At 39.7% G+C, this 18,984-nt stretch carries 19 protein-coding genes and 2 pseudogenes; 8 read left to right on the forward strand and 13 right to left on the reverse strand.

Features of this window, described 5'->3' with window-relative positions:
• Window positions 1–227: 227 nt before the first annotated feature.
• Window positions 228–3,374 carry a GAF domain-containing protein gene (locus tag VB620_RS15630; RefSeq protein ID WP_323197078.1) on the forward strand — a complete coding sequence of 1,049 codons (3,147 nt, stop codon included), beginning with the start codon at window positions 228–230 and terminating at the stop codon, window positions 3,372–3,374.
• 5 nt (window positions 3,375–3,379) lie between these two features.
• A complete protein-coding gene (locus tag VB620_RS15635) occupies window positions 3,380–4,654 on the forward strand; it encodes a hybrid sensor histidine kinase/response regulator (RefSeq protein WP_323197079.1) in 1,275 nt (424 codons plus the stop codon).
• 94 nt (window positions 4,655–4,748) lie between these two features.
• Here VB620_RS15635 and VB620_RS15640 read toward each other — a convergent pair.
• The 5 genes and pseudogenes from VB620_RS15640 to VB620_RS15660 form a co-directional block, all read right to left on the reverse strand.
• Window positions 4,749–4,895, reverse strand: a pseudogene (locus VB620_RS15640) (DUF4079 domain-containing protein); the annotation flags it as partial.
• A gap of 34 nt (window positions 4,896–4,929) precedes the next feature.
• Window positions 4,930–5,373 carry a DM13 domain-containing protein gene (locus VB620_RS15645; protein ID WP_323197105.1) on the reverse strand — a complete coding sequence of 148 codons (444 nt, stop codon included), beginning with the start codon at window positions 5,371–5,373 and terminating at the stop codon, window positions 4,930–4,932.
• Between the two features lie 110 nt (window positions 5,374–5,483).
• Entirely contained in the window at window positions 5,484–6,653 is a 1,170-nt protein-coding gene (locus tag VB620_RS15650) for an NAD(P)/FAD-dependent oxidoreductase (protein WP_323197080.1), read from the reverse strand.
• A 53-nt stretch (window positions 6,654–6,706) separates the two neighbouring features.
• Window positions 6,707–6,949 (reverse strand): hypothetical protein, encoded by a 243-nt coding sequence (locus tag VB620_RS15655; RefSeq protein WP_323197081.1) that lies wholly within the window; start codon window positions 6,947–6,949, stop codon window positions 6,707–6,709.
• 5 nt (window positions 6,950–6,954) lie between these two features.
• A complete protein-coding gene (locus VB620_RS15660; protein ID WP_323197082.1) occupies window positions 6,955–7,194 on the reverse strand; it encodes a hypothetical protein in 240 nt (79 codons plus the stop codon).
• Between the two features lie 153 nt (window positions 7,195–7,347).
• Here VB620_RS15660 and VB620_RS15665 point away from each other — a divergent pair, with 153 nt between their 5' ends.
• From VB620_RS15665 to VB620_RS15685, 5 genes are all read left to right on the forward strand, one after another.
• Window positions 7,348–9,174 (forward strand): tetratricopeptide repeat protein, encoded by a 1,827-nt coding sequence (locus VB620_RS15665; protein ID WP_323197083.1) that lies wholly within the window; start codon window positions 7,348–7,350, stop codon window positions 9,172–9,174.
• A gap of 878 nt (window positions 9,175–10,052) precedes the next feature.
• A complete protein-coding gene (locus VB620_RS15670; protein WP_323197084.1) occupies window positions 10,053–10,517 on the forward strand; it encodes a CYTH domain-containing protein in 465 nt (154 codons plus the stop codon).
• A gap of 10 nt (window positions 10,518–10,527) precedes the next feature.
• The gene (locus tag VB620_RS15675) at window positions 10,528–10,905 is read left to right on the forward strand and encodes a VOC family protein (RefSeq protein WP_323197085.1); all 378 of its coding nucleotides are present in this window, start codon (window positions 10,528–10,530) and stop codon (window positions 10,903–10,905) included.
• Between the two features lie 34 nt (window positions 10,906–10,939).
• Entirely contained in the window at window positions 10,940–11,824 is an 885-nt protein-coding gene (ylqF, locus tag VB620_RS15680; RefSeq protein ID WP_323197086.1) for a ribosome biogenesis GTPase YlqF, read from the forward strand.
• A 131-nt stretch (window positions 11,825–11,955) separates the two neighbouring features.
• Window positions 11,956–12,564 carry a VWA domain-containing protein gene (locus VB620_RS15685; RefSeq protein WP_323197087.1) on the forward strand — a complete coding sequence of 203 codons (609 nt, stop codon included), beginning with the start codon at window positions 11,956–11,958 and terminating at the stop codon, window positions 12,562–12,564.
• Window positions 12,565–12,846: 282 nt separating this feature from the next.
• Here the strand turns inward: VB620_RS15685 and nifT are convergent, their stop codons facing one another.
• From nifT to cysE, 6 genes and pseudogenes are all read right to left on the reverse strand, one after another.
• The gene (gene nifT, locus VB620_RS15690; protein ID WP_323197088.1) at window positions 12,847–13,050 is read right to left on the reverse strand and encodes a putative nitrogen fixation protein NifT; all 204 of its coding nucleotides are present in this window, start codon (window positions 13,048–13,050) and stop codon (window positions 12,847–12,849) included.
• Window positions 13,025–13,313: pseudogene (locus tag VB620_RS15695) on the reverse strand (nitrogen fixation protein NifZ). The gene nifT and the pseudogene VB620_RS15695 overlap by 26 nt, the downstream one beginning before the upstream one ends.
• Window positions 13,303–14,433 carry a homocitrate synthase gene (nifV, locus tag VB620_RS15700; protein WP_323197089.1) on the reverse strand — a complete coding sequence of 377 codons (1,131 nt, stop codon included), beginning with the start codon at window positions 14,431–14,433 and terminating at the stop codon, window positions 13,303–13,305. The pseudogene VB620_RS15695 and the gene nifV overlap by 11 nt, the downstream one beginning before the upstream one ends.
• A 434-nt stretch (window positions 14,434–14,867) precedes the next feature.
• Window positions 14,868–15,065 (reverse strand): DUF2949 domain-containing protein, encoded by a 198-nt coding sequence (locus VB620_RS15705; protein ID WP_323197090.1) that lies wholly within the window; start codon window positions 15,063–15,065, stop codon window positions 14,868–14,870.
• A gap of 56 nt (window positions 15,066–15,121) precedes the next feature.
• Entirely contained in the window at window positions 15,122–15,376 is a 255-nt protein-coding gene (locus VB620_RS15710) for an Asr1405/Asl0597 family protein (protein WP_323197091.1), read from the reverse strand.
• Window positions 15,373–16,134 carry a serine O-acetyltransferase gene (gene cysE, locus VB620_RS15715; protein WP_323197092.1) on the reverse strand — a complete coding sequence of 254 codons (762 nt, stop codon included), beginning with the start codon at window positions 16,132–16,134 and terminating at the stop codon, window positions 15,373–15,375. The genes VB620_RS15710 and cysE overlap by 4 nt, the downstream gene beginning before the upstream one ends.
• Window positions 16,135–16,825: 691 nt before the next feature.
• Between cysE and VB620_RS15720 the strand changes: the two genes are divergently transcribed.
• The gene (locus VB620_RS15720) at window positions 16,826–17,677 is read left to right on the forward strand and encodes an HIT domain-containing protein (RefSeq protein ID WP_323197093.1); all 852 of its coding nucleotides are present in this window, start codon (window positions 16,826–16,828) and stop codon (window positions 17,675–17,677) included.
• Window positions 17,678–17,968: 291 nt separating this feature from the next.
• Here VB620_RS15720 and VB620_RS15725 read toward each other — a convergent pair whose 3' ends face one another.
• Entirely contained in the window at window positions 17,969–18,193 is a 225-nt protein-coding gene (locus VB620_RS15725) for a type II toxin-antitoxin system HicB family antitoxin (protein WP_323197094.1), read from the reverse strand.
• Window positions 18,190–18,984: HEAT repeat domain-containing protein (locus VB620_RS15730; RefSeq protein ID WP_323197095.1), on the reverse strand; the 795-nt coding region annotated here is incomplete at its 5' end. The genes VB620_RS15725 and VB620_RS15730, both read right to left, overlap by 4 nt.

Consider the following 18,984-nt stretch of genomic DNA (forward strand, 5'->3'; position numbering starts at 1 on the left):
TGCTAGCAAGTCTTCATTTTTAGTGTGATAATTTCATTACCACCAAATTAGTACCTAAGCAAAAATATACTCCTTTTAGTAGATACTGCTGTCAATATATATACTTATACTTCTTTAGACTAATCTTTTTGCTTCTCGATGAATGTATAGCTGATTTTTTATCCACAGGTTTATGTAAAAATAGAGAGTAAATAGTTTGGTGATTTGTGAATATTAATATTTGAAGTATGCGATCAACATCAGAGTTATTACACAACTTGTTATTTTCTCAGAATTACATACCTCATGGACATTGCTATCTGTGGCAAAAGCCTCTTGTGGCTTTACATTTAGTGAGTGATGCTTTGATTGCGATCGCCTATTATTCGATCCCCATCATGCTGATATATTTTGTTAATAAGCGCAATGATATTCCCTTCTCCAAGGTGTTTGTTTTATTCGGCGCATTTATTGTTCTCTGTGGCACAGGACATCTGCTTGATATTTGGACACTGTGGCATCCAGATTACTGGTTGTCAGGTATAGTCAGGGCAATCACGGCTTTAGTTTCTTGTTATACTGCATTACAATTGGTAGAACTTTTGCCGCAATTTTTGGCAATGCGATCGCCGGAATACTTAGAAATCATCAATGGAGAATTAGAACAGGAAATAGAAAAACGAAAACGTACCGAAGAAACCCTAGAAATGATTGTTGCAGGTACAGCTTCTGTTACTGGGAATGATTTTTTTCCCGCCCTAGTGCAGAATCTCTCCATAGCACTAGATGTTAGTTATGCCTTCATTTTTCAAACTGTTGATAACTCATTGCAAAAAGTCAAAAGTATTAATTTTTGGTCTGTAGATCATCTGGGAGAAAACTTTGAATATGAATTAATTAATACTCCCTGCCAAAATGTGATTCAGCAGAATATACTTTGTGCTTATGCCAGTGGGTTACAGGATGTTTTTCCCGACAACTCATTGCTAAAGCAGTTGGGTGCAGAAAGTTACATAGGGGTTCCCCTAATAGATGTCAATGATCAAGTAATTGGTAACCTGTGTATTGTTGATGTCAAACCCTTAGAAACAAGCGATCGCACCAAAACACTGTTGCAAGTTTTTGCTAACCGGGCTTCGGTAGAACTACAACGCAAATGGGCAGAAGAAGAAAAAAACCGCGCTTATGAACAGCTAGAATTTCGAGTTGAAGAACGCACCGCCACACTTGTAGAACTTAATCACACCCTAGAAATCGAAATTCAAGAACGAATTGCCACAGAAGCAGCAATCAGAGTAATGGCGGAGCGAGAAAAAACCACCAGCCATATCATTCAGCAAATGCGGCAAAGTCTGAATCTAGAATCTATTTTCCAGGCTACCACCGCCGAGTTATGCCAAGCTGTAGAGTGCGATCGCGTCTTAATTTATCGCTTTCAACCAGATTGGAGTGGCGAATTAGTCGCCGAATCTGTATCCGTACCTTGGGAACCTATAATTTCACCACCAGCCACAAATAGCAAAATCACAGAAATAGCCATAGATCAAAACAAGTGTGTAATGACTCAACTGGCTGACTCAGAACTATTAATCCGTGATACCTATTTGCAAGACAACGCCGGCGGGATATATCAACAAAAACATAGCTATTGCTGTGTTAATGATATCTACCAAGCAGGATTTGATACCTGTTATATCAATCTGCTAGAGCAGTTACAAGCACGAGCTTATATTATTTGCCCGATTTTTTCTGGTCATCAACTTTGGGGCTTGTTAGCAGTTTATCAAAATAGTAACCCGCGACAATGGCAAAACTCAGAAATCCAGATTGTTGCCCAAATTAGTAGCCAACTAGGGGTAGCAGTGCAACAGGCAGAATTATTTGCCCAAACCCAGGCACAAACAGAAGAACTCAAAATAGCAAAAGAGGCTGCTGATGCTGGTAGTCTCGCCAAAAGTGAGTTTCTGGCCAATATGAGTCATGAATTACGGACTCCACTTAACGCCATTTTGGGTTTTACCCAATTGATGCAACGAGATCATACCTTGACTTCAGAACATCAAAGATACACAGAAATCATTAACCAAAGTGGAGAACATCTGTTGGGGTTAATTAACGATGTCCTAGAGATGTCTAAGATTGAAGCCGGAAGGATGACTATATGTGAAGTCGAATTTGATCTGCATAACCTACTGCATAGTTTGGCAGCTATGCTGCAACTAAAAGCCGTCGCTAAAGGCTTAGAACTAATTGTTGATTGTGAAACTTTACCCCAATACATCAAAACTGATGAAAACAAGCTGCGACAAATACTGATTAATTTGTTAAATAATGCCATCAAATTTACTGAAAAAGGACAGGTAACTCTGCGAGCTAGCTATCAAAAATTAGATCGAGAAATAGCAACTCCTTTAGGATTACCCAAACCATACCAATTATTCTTTGAAATTGAAGATTCTGGAACTGGGATTAGCCCAGAAGAAATCGGCAATTTATTTCAGGCATTTCAGCAAACACGATCTGGGCAGCAATCCAAAGAAGGAACGGGTTTAGGATTACGCATTAGCCAAAAATTTGTGCAATTAATGGGAGGTGAAATTACAGTAGAAAGTGAAGTAAATCGAGGCAGTTGTTTTAAATTTTATATCCAGGCTGATTTCCCTGAAGCTGATGCCATTGCTAAATTATCCGCTCCTATTCTTAATGCCATCAGTATTAACCCTGGAAAAAATAATTATCGCATTTTAATTGCTGAAGATAATCCTGCTAATCGGTTACTACTGAGTAACATCTTGACTCGGTTTGGTTTTGTAGTACAGGAAGCAGAAAACGGGGAACAGGCGATCGCACTTTGGCAAGAATGGCAACCTCACCTCATCTTTATGGATATGCGGATGCCGGTTATTAATGGTTATCAAGCCGCGCGAACAATTCGTGATATGTCTGAGAAATTAAAAACTCAAAATGGTAAAAATTTCCCCCCGACAAAAATCATTGCGATCACAGCAAGCGCCTTTATAGAGCAGAAACAAGAATGTTTCGATGCAGGTTGTGATGATTTTGTCAGCAAACCATTTCGTTGGGAAGAAATTGTCGAAACTTTAGGAAAGCATCTAGAAGTAGAATATATATACGAAAAAACCCCTGTAAGTCAGAGTTCACCTCCAGTAGATTACGTTCTTGATACCGCATCTTTAGCTATTATGCCAGCCAGTTGGATTAGCCAATTACACCTGGCGGCCGCGCAAGGAAATGATAGCAGTAGTCTCCATCTCCTTACTCAAATTCCTACTGAACACACTGGGTTAATTGCCAGGTTAACTCAATTAATTGAAAACTATCAGTTTGACAAAATAATAGAACTCACACAAACAGTTAATTTTTCGGAAAAATGATGAATATGTATGTAAAAAATGAATTATTTATCGCTGACATTCTGATTGTTGACGATAAACTAGACAACATTCGGTTTTTATCCGACTTTTTATCTAAACATAATTATCAAGTCCGCAAATCTATTAATGGACAAGCAGCATTAACCTCTGCGAAAACACTGCCACCTGACTTGATACTTTTAGATATCAATATGCCAGGTATGGGAGGATATGAAGTTTGCCAATACCTGAAAAAAGATCCCCATACTGCTCAAATTCCCGTAATTTTTTTGAGTGCTGGTAACGAAGTTAATGATAAAATCCAAGCCTTTGAAGCCGGAGGCATTGACTACATTACTAAACCATTTCATTTAGAAGAGATATTAGTGAGAGTCAAAACTCAGTTAAAGGTGCAAGAATTACAACAAAATTTACGCGATCGCAATCACGAAATTCAAACTATGTTGCTAGAACTGCAAAAAAAAGAGGCTACACTTATTCAAAAAGAAAAACTACTTAATGCCTCTCAAATTACAGCAGGAATTTCTCATGAAATTAATAATCCTCTGAATTTTATTGCTGGGAATCTCAACCCTATATCCGAATATAGCGAAAACTTAATTACTCTCGCTCAACTTTACCAAAAAGCATTTCCAGATGCAACCCCAGATATTAAAAAATTCATTGAATATATTGAATTAGACTTTTTAATTACAGATTTTCGCCAAATCATTAACTCTTTGCATAAAGGAACCGAACGCATTCGTTCAGTTATCGATGCTATGCATATTTTTTCCCGTATTGATGAATCAGGTATTAAACCACTAAATATTCAAGAAAGTATCGAAAGTCTCCTGACTATCCTAAATTATAAACTTACTTCAAATAACAACTCAGTGGAGATTTCCGTGATCAAAAACTATGAAAAAATCCCTAAACTTATCGGGCAAGGAAATCTATTAAATCAAGCTCTACTAAATATTTTACAAAACGCTATTCAGGCACTACAATCAAAATTAAATTCAGTAATTGAAAGTCCATTTATACCGACCATCTGGCTTACAATATCAACCACAGAGAAACAGCAAATTAGAATTAGTATTAAAGATAATGGTATAGGAATTGATCCTGTGGATCAATCTCATTTATTTGAACCATTTTTCACCACAAAAAATCCCGGTAAAGGAGTAGGATTAGGTTTATTTACCAGCTATCAAATCATTACAGAAATTCACCAAGGCACTTTAACTTACCATCCTTGTTCTGAAGGAGGTTCAGAATTTATCATTGAAATTCCGTAAAGCTCTTAAATTCACAGTTTTCGGTTCATTTCAATTTAATGTCAGGCTGCACAGATGCGTTCAACTATTCTGGAATATTCTATGCAGCTTCATCTTAATTTAGTATTTCTTGACTTTGTATCGGACAAGTTTGACTAGTAAAATCACACTGATAAATCAAGTTTTCTTGCCAACTCAAAGGAATTTCTAATAAATCTCTTGTTCCCGTCATTCCTTGTCCAATAAAGAGTAATAATGAAATATGCTGTATTCATCCTACTTTTTAGATTGAACCTTTATAAAACGGCATAGCCAAAAGTAGTATTAAATTGGCGACACCATATCGCCACAGACTTGAAATCTGGCAAATTCAGATCATCAGGTAAAGCGTAACGTTGAGTACCATTTATGTTTTCCAGCGCGGCAATACTGACATAATCTTTTTCTTGAATATCAGAGACTGGTGGTATTTCGGAACGATGCAAAATCACAAATAAGTCAGGTCCATTATCAGTTTTAAAATTTTGATCGAACTCCAGATAGCTTTTACCCTCTTCAGTAATTACACTAACTCTTCCTTGAGTTGAATGTTCCGCATCCTGAAAACTTCCAGCCTCAGCAACTGGACTAGTCACGGTAGTTGGGGTTGGAGTATCTGTTTGATTTGACGTTATATCTGTTGTACAACCTACTGTAACAATAGTAACTATACTTAGAATTATTAAATGCTTGAAATTCATCACCTGTATATCCTGAAATTTACCTTTAATAATCAATTTTAAGACTTCATCTGTTTGATGATTCCCTCCATTAATCCTCTCTACGTTACGTTGGGTGAGAAACATCAAACCTAACGCCCAGGCGATAACTGAGTAATAATCTCATCTTCCCCACCAGCCACAAATTTAGCAAAGCGCCTAGCCAAAGGCGGTACTATCACCAGGGGGTTACTGAATCCAGAGAAAATGTGAATACCATCATATCCTGGAATATTACCAATCAAAGGTAGGCGATCGCCACTAAAAGCCACCAAGCAATGATGCCAATTTCCGGGTAAATTACCCAATTTCGGTAATACTTGCTGAATATTGGTTCTCAACCATTTTTCACTCTCCTCAGCATTGATATTGGCACAAGGATCTGTAAGCACACGGCTAATTTGACCCAAACGTAAACTACCATCTTGAAACTGAACCGCACCCACATCTAAAATTGGTGCAACTGGTTCATTATGGTGTTGCCATAATTCATCAACTTTAGTAGATTCTGCTTCTAAGTGAAACCGTTGCAGATTTGCTGGCATGATTAAAGTGCGTAGATTCAAATCAACAGGTGGGGTTTCAATGACCTCAGCATGAGTAAAGTAAAGTTTGATCGGAATATCCGCGCATTTTAGTAGCTGTCTGCTAAATCCACCCGCGCAAATCAATATATTTTCACTGTGGTAAGTTTCATTACTTGTTCTCACTCCCCTTAACTTTCCGGCGTTAGCAGATGAGATAGCCGGCAAATCTATCACTTGGGCTATGTGCATTGTACCCCCGGCACGCAGGAAGGCTTGAATATATCCTTGGGTCGTCTTTGCTGGGTTGATATGACCATGCTTCACAGTCAAACCCCCGGCGATCGCCTCTGGATTTAGCAAAGGTTCCAACTCACAAGCTTCTTTAATATTGAGTAACCGAGGTGGAATTGCAAAATGAGAATACGATTCAGCCGTTGCTTGTGGGTCGCTGTCAGATTCAATCGTGAGTAATAAATCTAGTTCCCTAAATTCAGTGTCAGCGTCTAACTCCAAATCTAAGTTCTGGTAAAGGGCGATCGCCTCTTCACATAGTTGGCGCGTTAGTGGAGTAGTCCCAGACCAGTAAGCCAGCCCACCATAACTATAGCGAGTTGCATTGTCCGGTGTTTCCTGTTGCTCTAACAAAAGTACAGTCAAACCAGTTTTCGCCAGTTCGTAGGCGATCGCCGCACCCGTAATTCCAGCCCCCACAACAATCCAGTCATAGTTCTTCATTACTTACGCCTCTTTTTCCCAGTTATACATATATGGAACCCATTTGACATCTCTTACTGTCGTGAAGTAAAGTGACTGCAAAAGTCGTATAAGAAACTTAATTGAATTTCTTTGACTACAATATTACCGGAATTAATCAACCCTATTACTTCCTGAAAAGCTTCATCAGGTTTAGCGCTAATTTCCTGAGCAACAAAAGAGGGTAAGTAGAATTCATCAGGATAATCCAGAAAGATATCCAAAAATCCTAGCCGGGATAGAAAAATTAATGGAGAAGAGTTAAAAACAACCTGCACAGATTTTACCAATTCCTCTCAATTGTGACATCCTGAGATATGAGATAGGAAAACTCTAAACCCATCAAATCTAATAACTCAACAAATGTATCAAGCTCAATTTCCATAATTTCTGCGGCTTTTCTTAAGCTAATTAATCGTGAAAATAACGCACCCAGAACAAATAAAAATGTTTCCTTCTGATCAATGTCATTGAAGAGTTGGATTTCTGACGCAACATTCCTTAATACTTCTTTGCTAGTCATGAGTCTTTCAGACTAAGGGTATGTTCATCGCATAAATGATTAGTTGTGTGATCCTCCAGGGGCGAGTCAGAGCAAATCAGCACGAATCAATTGATATGAGAGTAAGTCCAGCTTACAATGGTTTAGGGGCGTATCATAATCTACACAAATTAGATGAATGCTGATGAATTGTTCCAAGAGGGATTAAAGAAACATTTGCAGGGGGACTATCCAGAAGCCATTGCAAATTATACTGAGGTGATTCAGCTACATCCAGATTACGCCGAAGCTTACTATAATCTGGGTATTATTCTCACTGCTGACCTGAAGGATTATTATGGGGCGATCGCCAATTTTGATCAAGCTATACAAATCAATCCCCAGTTTGCAGAAGCATATTACAACCGGGGGAAGGCGCGTTACTTTTTAGGAGATTATGAAGGCGCGATCACCGATTTTAATCAAGCTATAAATATCAAGCCCAATTTTGCAGAATCTTACCATAGTCGCGGTAATAGTTACCTGGCTTTAGAAAAGTATGACCAAGCGATCGCCGATTATCATCAAGCAATCGAAAATAGTCCTCACTTAGCGACTCAGATTAATTGCGATTTGGCTAGGGCTTTACATAATCGCGGTGTAGCCCGTTGTCATCGTGGTGATCATCAAGGTGCGATCGCCGATTTTAATCAAGCCTTACAATGGCATCCCTACTTATCCTCAGCATACAGCAGTCGGGGTAATATCTATTATATTTTAGGCGAGTATCAAAAAGCGATCGCAGAACATGACCGCGCCCTAGAATTAGATCCCAATTTAGCCGCAGCATACCATAATCGTGGCAATGTCTACTCTGCCCTCGGAGATCATCAGAGTGCGATCGCAGACTATAATCAGGCTGTGAAAATTTCCCCCAACTTTCCTGAAGCTTACTATAATCGGGGTTTGGTTTATGCTCGCCTACAAAATTTTACCCAAGCCATTGCTGACTTTAGCCAAGCCTTGACACTCAACCCTGATGATGTGCAAGCATACTCAGAACGGGGTTTAGTACACGCAACTTTAGGTGATTATCACCAAGCCATTGCAGATTACAGTCAGGCATTACAAATAAACCCGACCTTCGCTCTAGTATACGGCTGGCGGGGAAATGTGCGTCGCCTGTTAGGAGACTATGAAGGCGCAATTGAAGATAGTAGTCGATTATTACAACTTTATCCTGATTTTGCTGAGGGCTACTGCGATCGCGCTACAACTCGCCGTAGTCAGGGAGATTATCAAGGCGCTGTGCAGGATTATACTATGGCATTAGAGATTAATCCTGATTTTGCATCAGCTTATTATGGCCGAGGTATTGCTTACGAAATTTTACAAGACTTCGCCGCCGCCGTAGCAGATAATACGAAAGTAATACAACTGTTACCTAGCTTTTCTCCAGCCTACTGCAATCGTGGTAACGCCCATCGTTTTTTGGGTCATGAAAATCAGGCGATGGCAGATTATAATCAAGCCTTAGAAATCAATCCGGATTTGATCGAAGCTTATTACAATCGGGCGGCTTTGTGCTATTCTCTCAAAGACTATGATGGCGCAGTGGAAAATTACACCCAAGCATTAAAACGCAATCCCCAATCTGCAATATTTTATAGCGATCGCGCCACTGTTCGCTATGCCCTCCAAGATTATCAAGGCGCAATCGCCGATTATAATCAAGCCCTGGCTATAGATTCTAGTGTGCCTGAAGATTGGTATAACCGGGGACGCAGCCTTTCTCTCGTAGGACAGTTAAGCGCCGCCTTAGTTGACTTGAACCGCGCTTTACAACTCCAGCCCTATTGGGCTTCTGCATATATGTTAAGGGCCGATATCCGCCGTCGCCTTCAAGACTATCAAGGTGCTATTACTGATTTCCAAAAGTCTGCTGATATCTATTATCAAGATGGAAATATGCAGTATTATCAAGAAATCATCCAGGCGATCGCACAAATTGAGCATTTATAGCACTTATTTAGGTTTAATTTTTGTTTTTTCCTCACAGAATGAAAAATAGGTTATGGGATAAGATCCTCTAGGTAGATATCGGGGACTGAAAATAGGAATTAACTAATATTGTCAGTTTCAGTATTAATCAGTTTAGTTACTTCCGTCTCCCTAACCTCTTCTGTAATGCTTTGTTAATGTGGCATTTAATGATGTTCCATAACTCATAATTTTGCTAGAATATAATCAAAGCTTTGTGGAATCTTCTCTTCGTAAACTTCCTGTGCTTGTAGAAATTACCATCAACTTACCAAACTAACATTATGAACCGCTTCACCCCTAAACTGTTCGTAGGTTTGAAGGCTGATATGTCATCTCTGGCTATTTCTCAGATGACTAATATTGCTGAAACCTCACCTTTTTTTACCTATATGTATGATAGTGGACTTAACTTCGACCGTGGATCGGGACGTATCGCCTGCGATTACTAAATCTGGACTAATTAACTCGAATATTCTCTCATGGTAATAATTACTGCAATATTCATGAGAGAAACTAAGCAGTGCGATCGCTAATCCTCTATTCTGTACCACTAACCAGAATTTTGCCATGCGATCGCACAAAACTTTTATTTCAGGTCATTTACCAGTTTATGGCCTGTTGTTTTGTATTATACTTTTATTGGATAATTGAGAATAGAAAAGTTTTTATATTTTTAGGACTTACGCATAATCTACATTTTCTTGGCGTTCTTGGCGGTATGCGCTTCGCGCACGCTACGCGAACGATAAATCAAGATTTTCGGCAATTGTTGCGTAAGTCCTGATTTTTTCTCAAAAAAACCAGACTATTAGATAATATTCTTAATCTTTACCAAAACGACAGCATAATTTAATAAAATGCCTCAAGAAATAGAGCGGAAATATTTACTTAAAGAAGATAGTTGGCGCGAATCAGCATCAGGAACTATATATTGTCAAGGCTATATTGCGACAAAAGATCAAACTACTGTCCGGGTGCGGATAGTGGGAAAACAAGGTTATTTAACCATTAAAGGACCGAGTGTTGAATGTTCCCGATTAGAATTTGAATATCTCATTCCTGTAGAAGATGCTGAGGAAATGCTGAATACATTGTGTCAACGGCCTTTTATTACCAAAACTAGATACAAAATAAAGTGGGGGGATTTAATTTGGGAAATAGACGAATTTCATGGTTTAAATGAAGGATTAATTATCGCAGAAGTCGAACTTACTGATCCTGAGCAACAAATTGAATTACCTCCCTGGATTGGTGAAGAAGTATCCCACGATCATAGATATTTCAACAGCTACTTAGTCAAACATCCTTTTTCAGAATGGTAATTGCATAAATATGGTTTTCTCATATACCGAAGCACTAGTGACTATAGCATCTGTGAATTTTGCTAATTTAGTCCACTTCTATACTCAACTACTTAATGATCAACCATCCTCTCTGACACCTAACGTCTATGCAGAATTTCAACTTCCCGGTGTACGATTAGGGATTTTTCAACCTCACAAAAAACATACAGCAGAATTTGCCAACTCAGCCCAGAGTCAGATCAGTTTATGCTTAGAAGTGAGTAATTTAGAAGATGCGATCGCACACATAGCTAACTTAGGCTATCCACCCCCCGGCGAAATCTCTACAGCTAAACACGGGAGAGAAATTTACGCCTATGACCCCGATGGTAATCGGCTAATATTACATCAGAAATCACAGGGATAATCATGTTATAATTAGTGGTTATTAATAATTAACTATGTCTTTAACTCAAAACTATAAATTAAACCTGATCCAATGGTATCCAGGTCACATTGCTAAAGCGGAAAAGAAGCTGAAAGAACAGCTAAACCGGGTTGATGTGGTATTAGAAGTCAGAGACGGGCGGATTCCTTTAGCCACACACCACCCCCAAATAGATGAATGGGTGGGTGAAAAATCTCGTGTGTTGGTATTAAACCGATTAGATATGATTTTCCCCCAAGTGCGATCGCTCTGGGTAGATTGGTTTAAGCAACAGGGTGAAGTAGCTTATTCTACCAACGCCAAACAAGGTCAGGGAGTGACGGCGATCGCCAAAGCCGCCCAAGCAGCAGGAGTCAAACTCAATGAAAGAAGACGCGATCGGGGAATGTTACCCCGTCCAGTGCGAGCCGTAGTCATTGGATTTCCCAACGTCGGTAAATCTGCCCTAATTAATCGTCTTTTAGGAAAGCGAGTCGTAGAAAGCGCCGCCCGTCCGGGAGTCACACGCTCCTTGCGTTGGGTGAGAATTTCCGAACACTTAGAACTACTAGATGCTCCAGGAGTTATCCCCTTAAGAATGGGAAACCAAGAAGCCGCAATTAAACTGGCAATTTGTGACGATATTGGTCAAGCATCCTATGATAATCAGCTAGTAGCATCAGCTTTCATAGATTTAGTCAACGAACTCCAAGAAACCGCCCCAAATTTATTACCACCTTCACCCTTATATACCCGCTACCAACTTGACCCCGTACTTTACACCGGCGAAAGCTATTTACACGCCTTAGCCGAACATCGTTACAAAGGCGACGTAGAACGCACATCCAGACATCTGCTCACGGATTTTCGTAAGGGACTGTTAGGCAATATACCTCTGGAATTACCACCTCATATCTAGATGAGAGATGAGGAATTTTACAAAGTTAGTTAAAATACTTGTTTTAAGCAGGACTTATGGAAAAGCACACTAAGTTAAGAGGGTTTCCCAGCGTTTTTACGTAAGTCCTAATAACCATACAAGATAAACAAATGACAGAAATTATGGGCAGACAATACACACTAATCATAGATAAATCTGGCAGCATGGAAAGCCCTAGCGAACTTCCTGGTAAAACCAGATGGGAAGTTATGCAAGAGAATACCTTAGCCTTAGCTTATAAGTGTGAGCAGTTAGACCCAGATGGTATCAACGTTTATGTCTTCTCCGGTAGACACAAAATGTATAGCGGCGTAACTTCTAGTAAAGTTAAGCAGATATTCCAAGAAAATAACCCTGCGGGAAGCACCAACTTAGCAGGTGTACTGAAAGCCGCTTTTGATGACTTTTTCAGTCGTCGCAGCCAAGGTTTAACACCCAACGGTGAGACAATTATTGTGGTTACAGATGGTGAGCCAGATGACCGTAAATCTGTGTATGAACAGATTATCCTCGCCAGTCGTCAAATAGACCGTGACGAAGAATTAGCCGTGCTATTCTTTCAAATTGGTGATGATGCCAGTGCTACTCAGTTTCTCCGCACAATAGATGACGAATTAACCAACGCCGGCGCAAAGTTTGATATAGCTGATGTTACCACTTCTGATGAAATTGAAGACATCGGTTTTGCCGCAGCTTTAGAAAAGGCGATCGTTGATTAATTCGTAATTCGTAGTTCGTAATTCGTAATTCAGCCAGTAGTGGACTGACAAGCCTAATTTTGTGCATAAGCATAAATTGTGGGGTGGGCTACTGGTCACCCCAGAACAGGCATCTTGCCTGTTCCACAAGAGAAACATAATGCACTATTTTAGCTGTGTCAGTCCACTACGTGTGTTTCATAAATCAAATATGAGTCCTATGTAGCAATTCAGGCGACAATCAGTTACGACTACACAGACCTGTGTAGCCGCGATTTCTAATCGCCTGGACTACATTTATTTTTAAGACAATCTCTTAGCTTCCACAGTTAGGGGTAAACTTGCAGCATCAGGTAATTCTTTAAATTCTAATTCCCAACCATTTGCTAAAGTCAGAACTACACCATCATTACTATCTGCTTGTTTAACAACATCTTCTTCCAGGTCTTTTTTAGCAACGTAAGCTACCAAAGTTCCCGCATCATTCATCCGCAACATTACTTTCATGAGTTCTCCTCCACCACTTCTATTTCTCTTTTCCGACAACCGACAACGAACCCTGTCTCTAAAAAATGCACTGCATAGATATAGGAACTTTGTAAATAAGTGCCTATACTTGCTATGTAGCCAATATCTCCTTTGTTAGCTAAAACCTGACCGATTTCTTTACCGGGGAAAGTCCCATCATTTTTGATCAGTTTGCGAAGTCTGACTTTTTGCCCAATTTCAAAAACTGGCGGTAAATGTAGCTCTAATTCATCAGGTTGCATGGGAGTACCTCTGTTCTTTGACCAAGTTCACAAGTTCTTCTACAGTGAGATTGCGTTTCTGCTGAATTGATTCCTGACGGACTGCATCCAAAACAGACTGGGTTTCCTCGGAGTTGAGAAAAATATTATTTTGCTGTAACAAACTGGTGACCAAATGTCTTCCAGAATGTTTACCTACAACTAAACGCCGCTCCCAACCCACTTCTTCCGGTGCAAATGGTTCGTAGGTGAGGGGGTTTTGTAGTACGCCGTGAGCATGGATTCCCGACTCGTGAGCAAAGGTATTTTCACCAACAATTGCTTTCCAAGGTGGAACATGACAATTGGAGGCTGAAGCGACCAGTTGGGAAAGTTCCAGCAAACGGCGAGTATCAATACCTAAATTGATGCCATAGATGCGCTTGATGGACATTACCACTTCTTCTAAGGCGGCATTTCCGGCTCTTTCCCCGACACCATTCACAGTGGTATTTACCGATGTGGCTCCTGCTTTGATACCAGCTAAGGCGTTAGCAGTGGCTAAACCAAAGTCATTGTGAGTGTGAATTTCTACGGGAATGGACAAAGCTGAAACTAGGGGTTTAACTTTGGCGTAGGTGCTGAAGGGGTCGAGAACGCCGACGGTATCGCAGAAACGAAACCGCGATGCGCCCCACTCTTGAGCATTAAGTGCTACATCTAAGAGAAAGTTGGGGTCGGCTCTGGAAGAATCTTCACCGCCTACTGCAACCCAAAGACCTTGATCTAGGGCAAAGTTAATACAGTCTTTGAGTCTTTGCAGACTTACCCGCCATTGGCCATGAAATTTAGCGGCGATGTGGATTCCAGAAACGGGAATGGCGATATGTACTCGCTTTAAACCGCAGGTGATGGAAGCTTTGATATCTGAAATTACTGCTCGGTTCCAGCCCAGGAGTCTGGCTTGCAAACCTAAATCGGCAATTGCTAAGATGGCGTGGGTTTCGGCTTCTCCCATTGCGGGGATTCCCACTTCTAATTCTGGTACGCCAATTGCATCGAGAAATTGAGCGATCGCAATTTTTTCCTCAAAGGTAAACGCAACACCCGCCGCTTGTTCACCATCACGTAATGTAGTGTCATTAATTAAGATTTCATTCATCTCAAACATCACTTTTAGGAATCATTCTTAATATGTTTTCGGTTTTGGGAGTTAATTTACCCACAAATGGTAAATGCCTCAGATAAATGCTGATAGCTTCCGTGGCGTAGCCAGATGATCAATGGTAAATGCTATAAACTCTCAGCTTTAATAGTTCATCTTCATGATTATTAAATCTTAGCTACATACGAACATCATATCTGTATGCAGGAGAACCAAATATAGGTATAATTTTAGAATTATTTTTACTATTGCTAAATCAGGTATTTTATAATAGCGATTAGTATATATAACTATTAGTTAATCCTAAATATAGCAAAATAGCAAATATGCTAATAAACCTATACAATATAGTCTTTTGCTAGTATAATTACTCTAAATTTACTAGTATAATGTCAGCCAGCTAACGTAGTAAAAGTTCAGCAGTAAATCTGTTAGTGATGCTCATCTAGCCAATCTAAAATCTGCTCTAGTTGCTGTAAGTTCACTATTCCATATTGCCAAAGTAGCATGGGTAAAGGACCGTTATCAAATTTACGATGTCTTAGGGCTACAGCAATATCAGCATTTGTTAGTTCTAGTTCCTGATGTAAAAAATTGATAAATTTTCTTTCACTTTTACAGGTGGTCATACAATTTTAGATTTTGGATTTTAGAGGATGTTTGACCCAGAGGTAAATCTGGGGGTTTAGGAATTTTGGGTATTCCAGCAGCGTTCTAGCCAATCTATTAATTCGTGACGAGAGGCGAGAAATTGCATAACTGTACTGCGGATGAGGATGGCTTCTAGTAAGTTGTTGACCTTGACTCTTAGGGAACCATCGTTGTGACACCAGCAGGAAATCTTTAATTCTTGTAAACGCTGGGAAATGCGCCAGCGATCGCACAACGGAATCTGCAAAATTTGCGCGCCAAGGGGGTCAGAACTATCAGAGGTCGTCATGATGAATGATTCTTGGTCAACAGTTCTTGATCCTGGGTTTGCAGTTGTTGTTCTAGTTTCTCGATGCGGGAGAGTAAAGAACTAATCACAGTTGCTTGGTCATCGGGAAGCTTTCCATGATCTAGGGGATGCTCCCGTGGGGTTTTTTCCTTAGGAGAAATAATTCTACCAGGAATCCCGACGACAGTTGCATCTGCGGGAACATTACGCAAGACAATAGAACCTGCGCCAATCCGGGCGCGATCGCTAATCTGAATATTTCCCAAAACCTTCGCACCCGCACCCACCACAACATTTTTTCCCAGAGTTGGATGGCGCTTACCACTTTCCTTACCAGTACCGCCAAGAGTCACACCCTGATAAATTAGTGTATAATTTCCCACAATGGCAGTTTCACCAATCACCACACCCATACCGTGGTCAATAAACACACCTTTACCAATCTCTGCACCTGGGTGAATTTCAATTCCTGTGAAAAACCGTCCCCAGTGAGAAATCAGACGCGGGATAAAACCCACACCCCGACAGTGTAACCAGTGAGCGACACGATATAAACAGAGCGCGTGTAACCCTGGGTAGCAAAACACCACCTCTAGCCAATTACGTGCTGCTGGATCACGTTCAAAAATAATTTGAAAATCACTTAATAACGGTTCTAAAAAACCACCAGAAAGTATATTTTTCAACAGAGATGTATTTCTAGAACTGGGTTTAATTGCACCATGATGATTTTTGTTTCTGTTTAATGACTGTTGCATTGGTAGTGTTTGGTTAAAAGAGCCATATGCTATTTTTCTGCTTATATCAGATGACTCCCAACAGGAGAATACATTAACAGCCGATTGGATTTATTGAATTTATTACACTTGTACTCAAACATCCCAAACCCTGACCTCAAGGAAACTTAAAAATTACCTGGGGTAAGGGTACTAGTATTTAATCATGGGGGTTCTAGTATTTTTAGGGTAGAGGTGACAGAATTTTTGTACTCACTACAAAAAACTTTACCTGTCAGAGTTTCCAGCGAAATAGGCAAGTTATTTTGCAATATATTAAGTTGTACTCACTTGCTCGCAAAGATGAGGTAAACAGTACTAGAAATCATATATCTGTATAACCAGTTACGATTATTATTGTATTATTCAGCCAGAAAAAAATCAGACTTCTTTATTTTAATTTAGCCTTTGTTGTCTGTGCGTACCTATACGTTTCTTAATATAAACAATGAACTTTCTAAACACATATAAGCTTTGTAGTGAGGAGTTTAGTAAATGTAGGTTGGGTTGAGGTTTTGGGAAACCCAACTTTACCCAATATTTGGCGTGCTTCGTTGGGTTGCGCTGTGCTTAACCCAACCTACTTTTAGACTAAATTTATAACCGCGATTTTACTTAAGGCGATTTCAGTATCAACTGTGCTAAGACAGGATAGCGTGCATCTCCAGATTCCATGAAACAGCAAAAAAATATATTCAGCCATTTCACCGCCATAGAAAGAAACTATTTATCATTTCCAGCACAGTTTTTATTAAATCAAAACCTACTTTCAGGCAAAATACTCGATTTTGGTTGTGGCTTTGGAAATGATGTTAAAATCCTCAGTCAAAAAGGATTGGATATTACAGGCTATGACCCTCATTATTTTCCCGAATATCCTCAAGTAAAATTTGACACAATAATTTGCTTTTATGTTTTAAATGTTTTATTCCCAGAAGAACAAGCTAATATTCTCATGGAAATATCCCATCTTTTAAAGCCAGGTGGTAAAGCCTATTATGCTGTCAGAAGAGATATTAAAAGAGAAGGATTTCGAGAACATTACGTCCATAAAAAACCTACATATCAATGTCTAGCAAAACTGCCATTTCATTCATTATACTTAGACGAAATGCGAGAAATATATGAATATATTCATTATAATCAGCAGCGTAACTCATCTAATCATTGTATCTTTTGTAATCCTCATAAACATCTCAGAATATTAACAGAATCAGCCACAGCCTATGCTATGTTCGACGGCTACCCTATAAGTAAAGGACATACTTTAGTCATTCCTAAACGTCATCTGAGTAATTATTTTGATTTACCATTGAAAGAACAGTCTGCTTGCTGGTTTATGGTGAATAAAGTCCAAGAAATTCTTCAGAGAGAATTTGCCCCAGATGGTTTTAATGTGGGGATGAATATTAATCGCGCCGGCGGTCAAAATGTGATGCACACTAGTATTCATGTTATCCCGCGTTACCAAGGTGATAGTGTTGGTAAAAGTGGTATCAGAAAAGTTATTCCTCAAATGAAATAGTTATTAGGACTTATGCAAAAACTCTCTTGACTTCGTGTCCTTTGTGTCCTTTGTGGTTCGTTTTCTCATAATTTTGCGTAAGTCCTGAGTTATATATAGAAATCCGGTTTGATTTATGAAAAAAATTAAGTATTGTAGGGTGCGTTAGGATGAAATCCGTAACGCACCATTATTAAGGCTTTGGTGCGTTACGCTACGTGTCTGTTCAAAAATCAAATAGTAGTCCTATAGAAATTCTCAAGAAGTTATGAACCCAAAGATCCCCAAATTGAAGAAGTAGGGGATCTGAATTTATGCTACTTGTGATGACTGTTCTAGAGTTTTTGGTTCTGGTAGAGATTCACCATTTTCCAAAGCTGTCGAAATCAGCATTTCTAAAACTTTTTGAGTATTTTGACAAGCTTCTTCATAGGTATCTCCGTGAGTGCAAGGCTGCATTACATTAGTAAATTCAGGTAGCAAAACTACATAGCACTGGTCTTCTTCTGACCATTGAATAATAACTGTATATTTCATTCTTTTTCTTCTCCCCACCACTTTAAAATATTCTGAGCATATTCCCGCACTTCCTCATCTGGGTCATTTGCTGCTTTGTCGCGCAACAGTGGTAAAGTTTGGGGATACTGAGGATATTGCTTGATAATTATCTCCAGTGCAATGCGCCGAGGGTTTTCGTTCAATATATCTCCACTCTCACAAGGGTCATTGACAGCACAATTGTAATAAATATCAAATAACTCAGGCTGATTTTTATAATGTTTGGCTAATGCTTGGATGGCTGCACGTCGCACACCTGCACTATCATCAGAGGCGCGTTGTTGGAGGATGGTTTTGGTTTCGGGGTCATCCTTGTAATTGATGGCTAATCCTTGGATGGCTATATGTCGCACATCATTATCATTATCAGAGGCGCATTGTTGGAGGATGGTTTTGGTTTCGGGGTCATCCTTGTAATGCATGGCTAATACTTGGATGGCTGCACGTCGCATATCATTATTATTATCAGAGGCGCATTGTTGGAGGATGGTTTTGGTTTCGGGGTCATCCTTGTAATTGATGGCTAATGCTTTGATGGCTGCATATCGCACATTCCAATGTTCATCAGTGGCGTGTTGTTGGAGGAAGGTTTTGGTTTCGGGGTCATCCTTGTAATTCCTGGCTAATGCTTGGATGGCTGTAAATCGCACATTCCAATGTTCATCAGTGGCGCATTGTTGGAGGAAGGTTTTGGTTTCGGGGTCATCCTTGTAATTGCTGGCTAATGCTTGGATGGCTGCATATCGCACATTCCAATGTTCATCAGTGGC

Origin of the sequence: Nodularia harveyana UHCC-0300 (genome assembly GCF_034931085.1) — a bacterium.
Lineage (GTDB): Bacteria > Cyanobacteriota > Cyanobacteriia > Cyanobacteriales > Nostocaceae > Nodularia > Nodularia harveyana.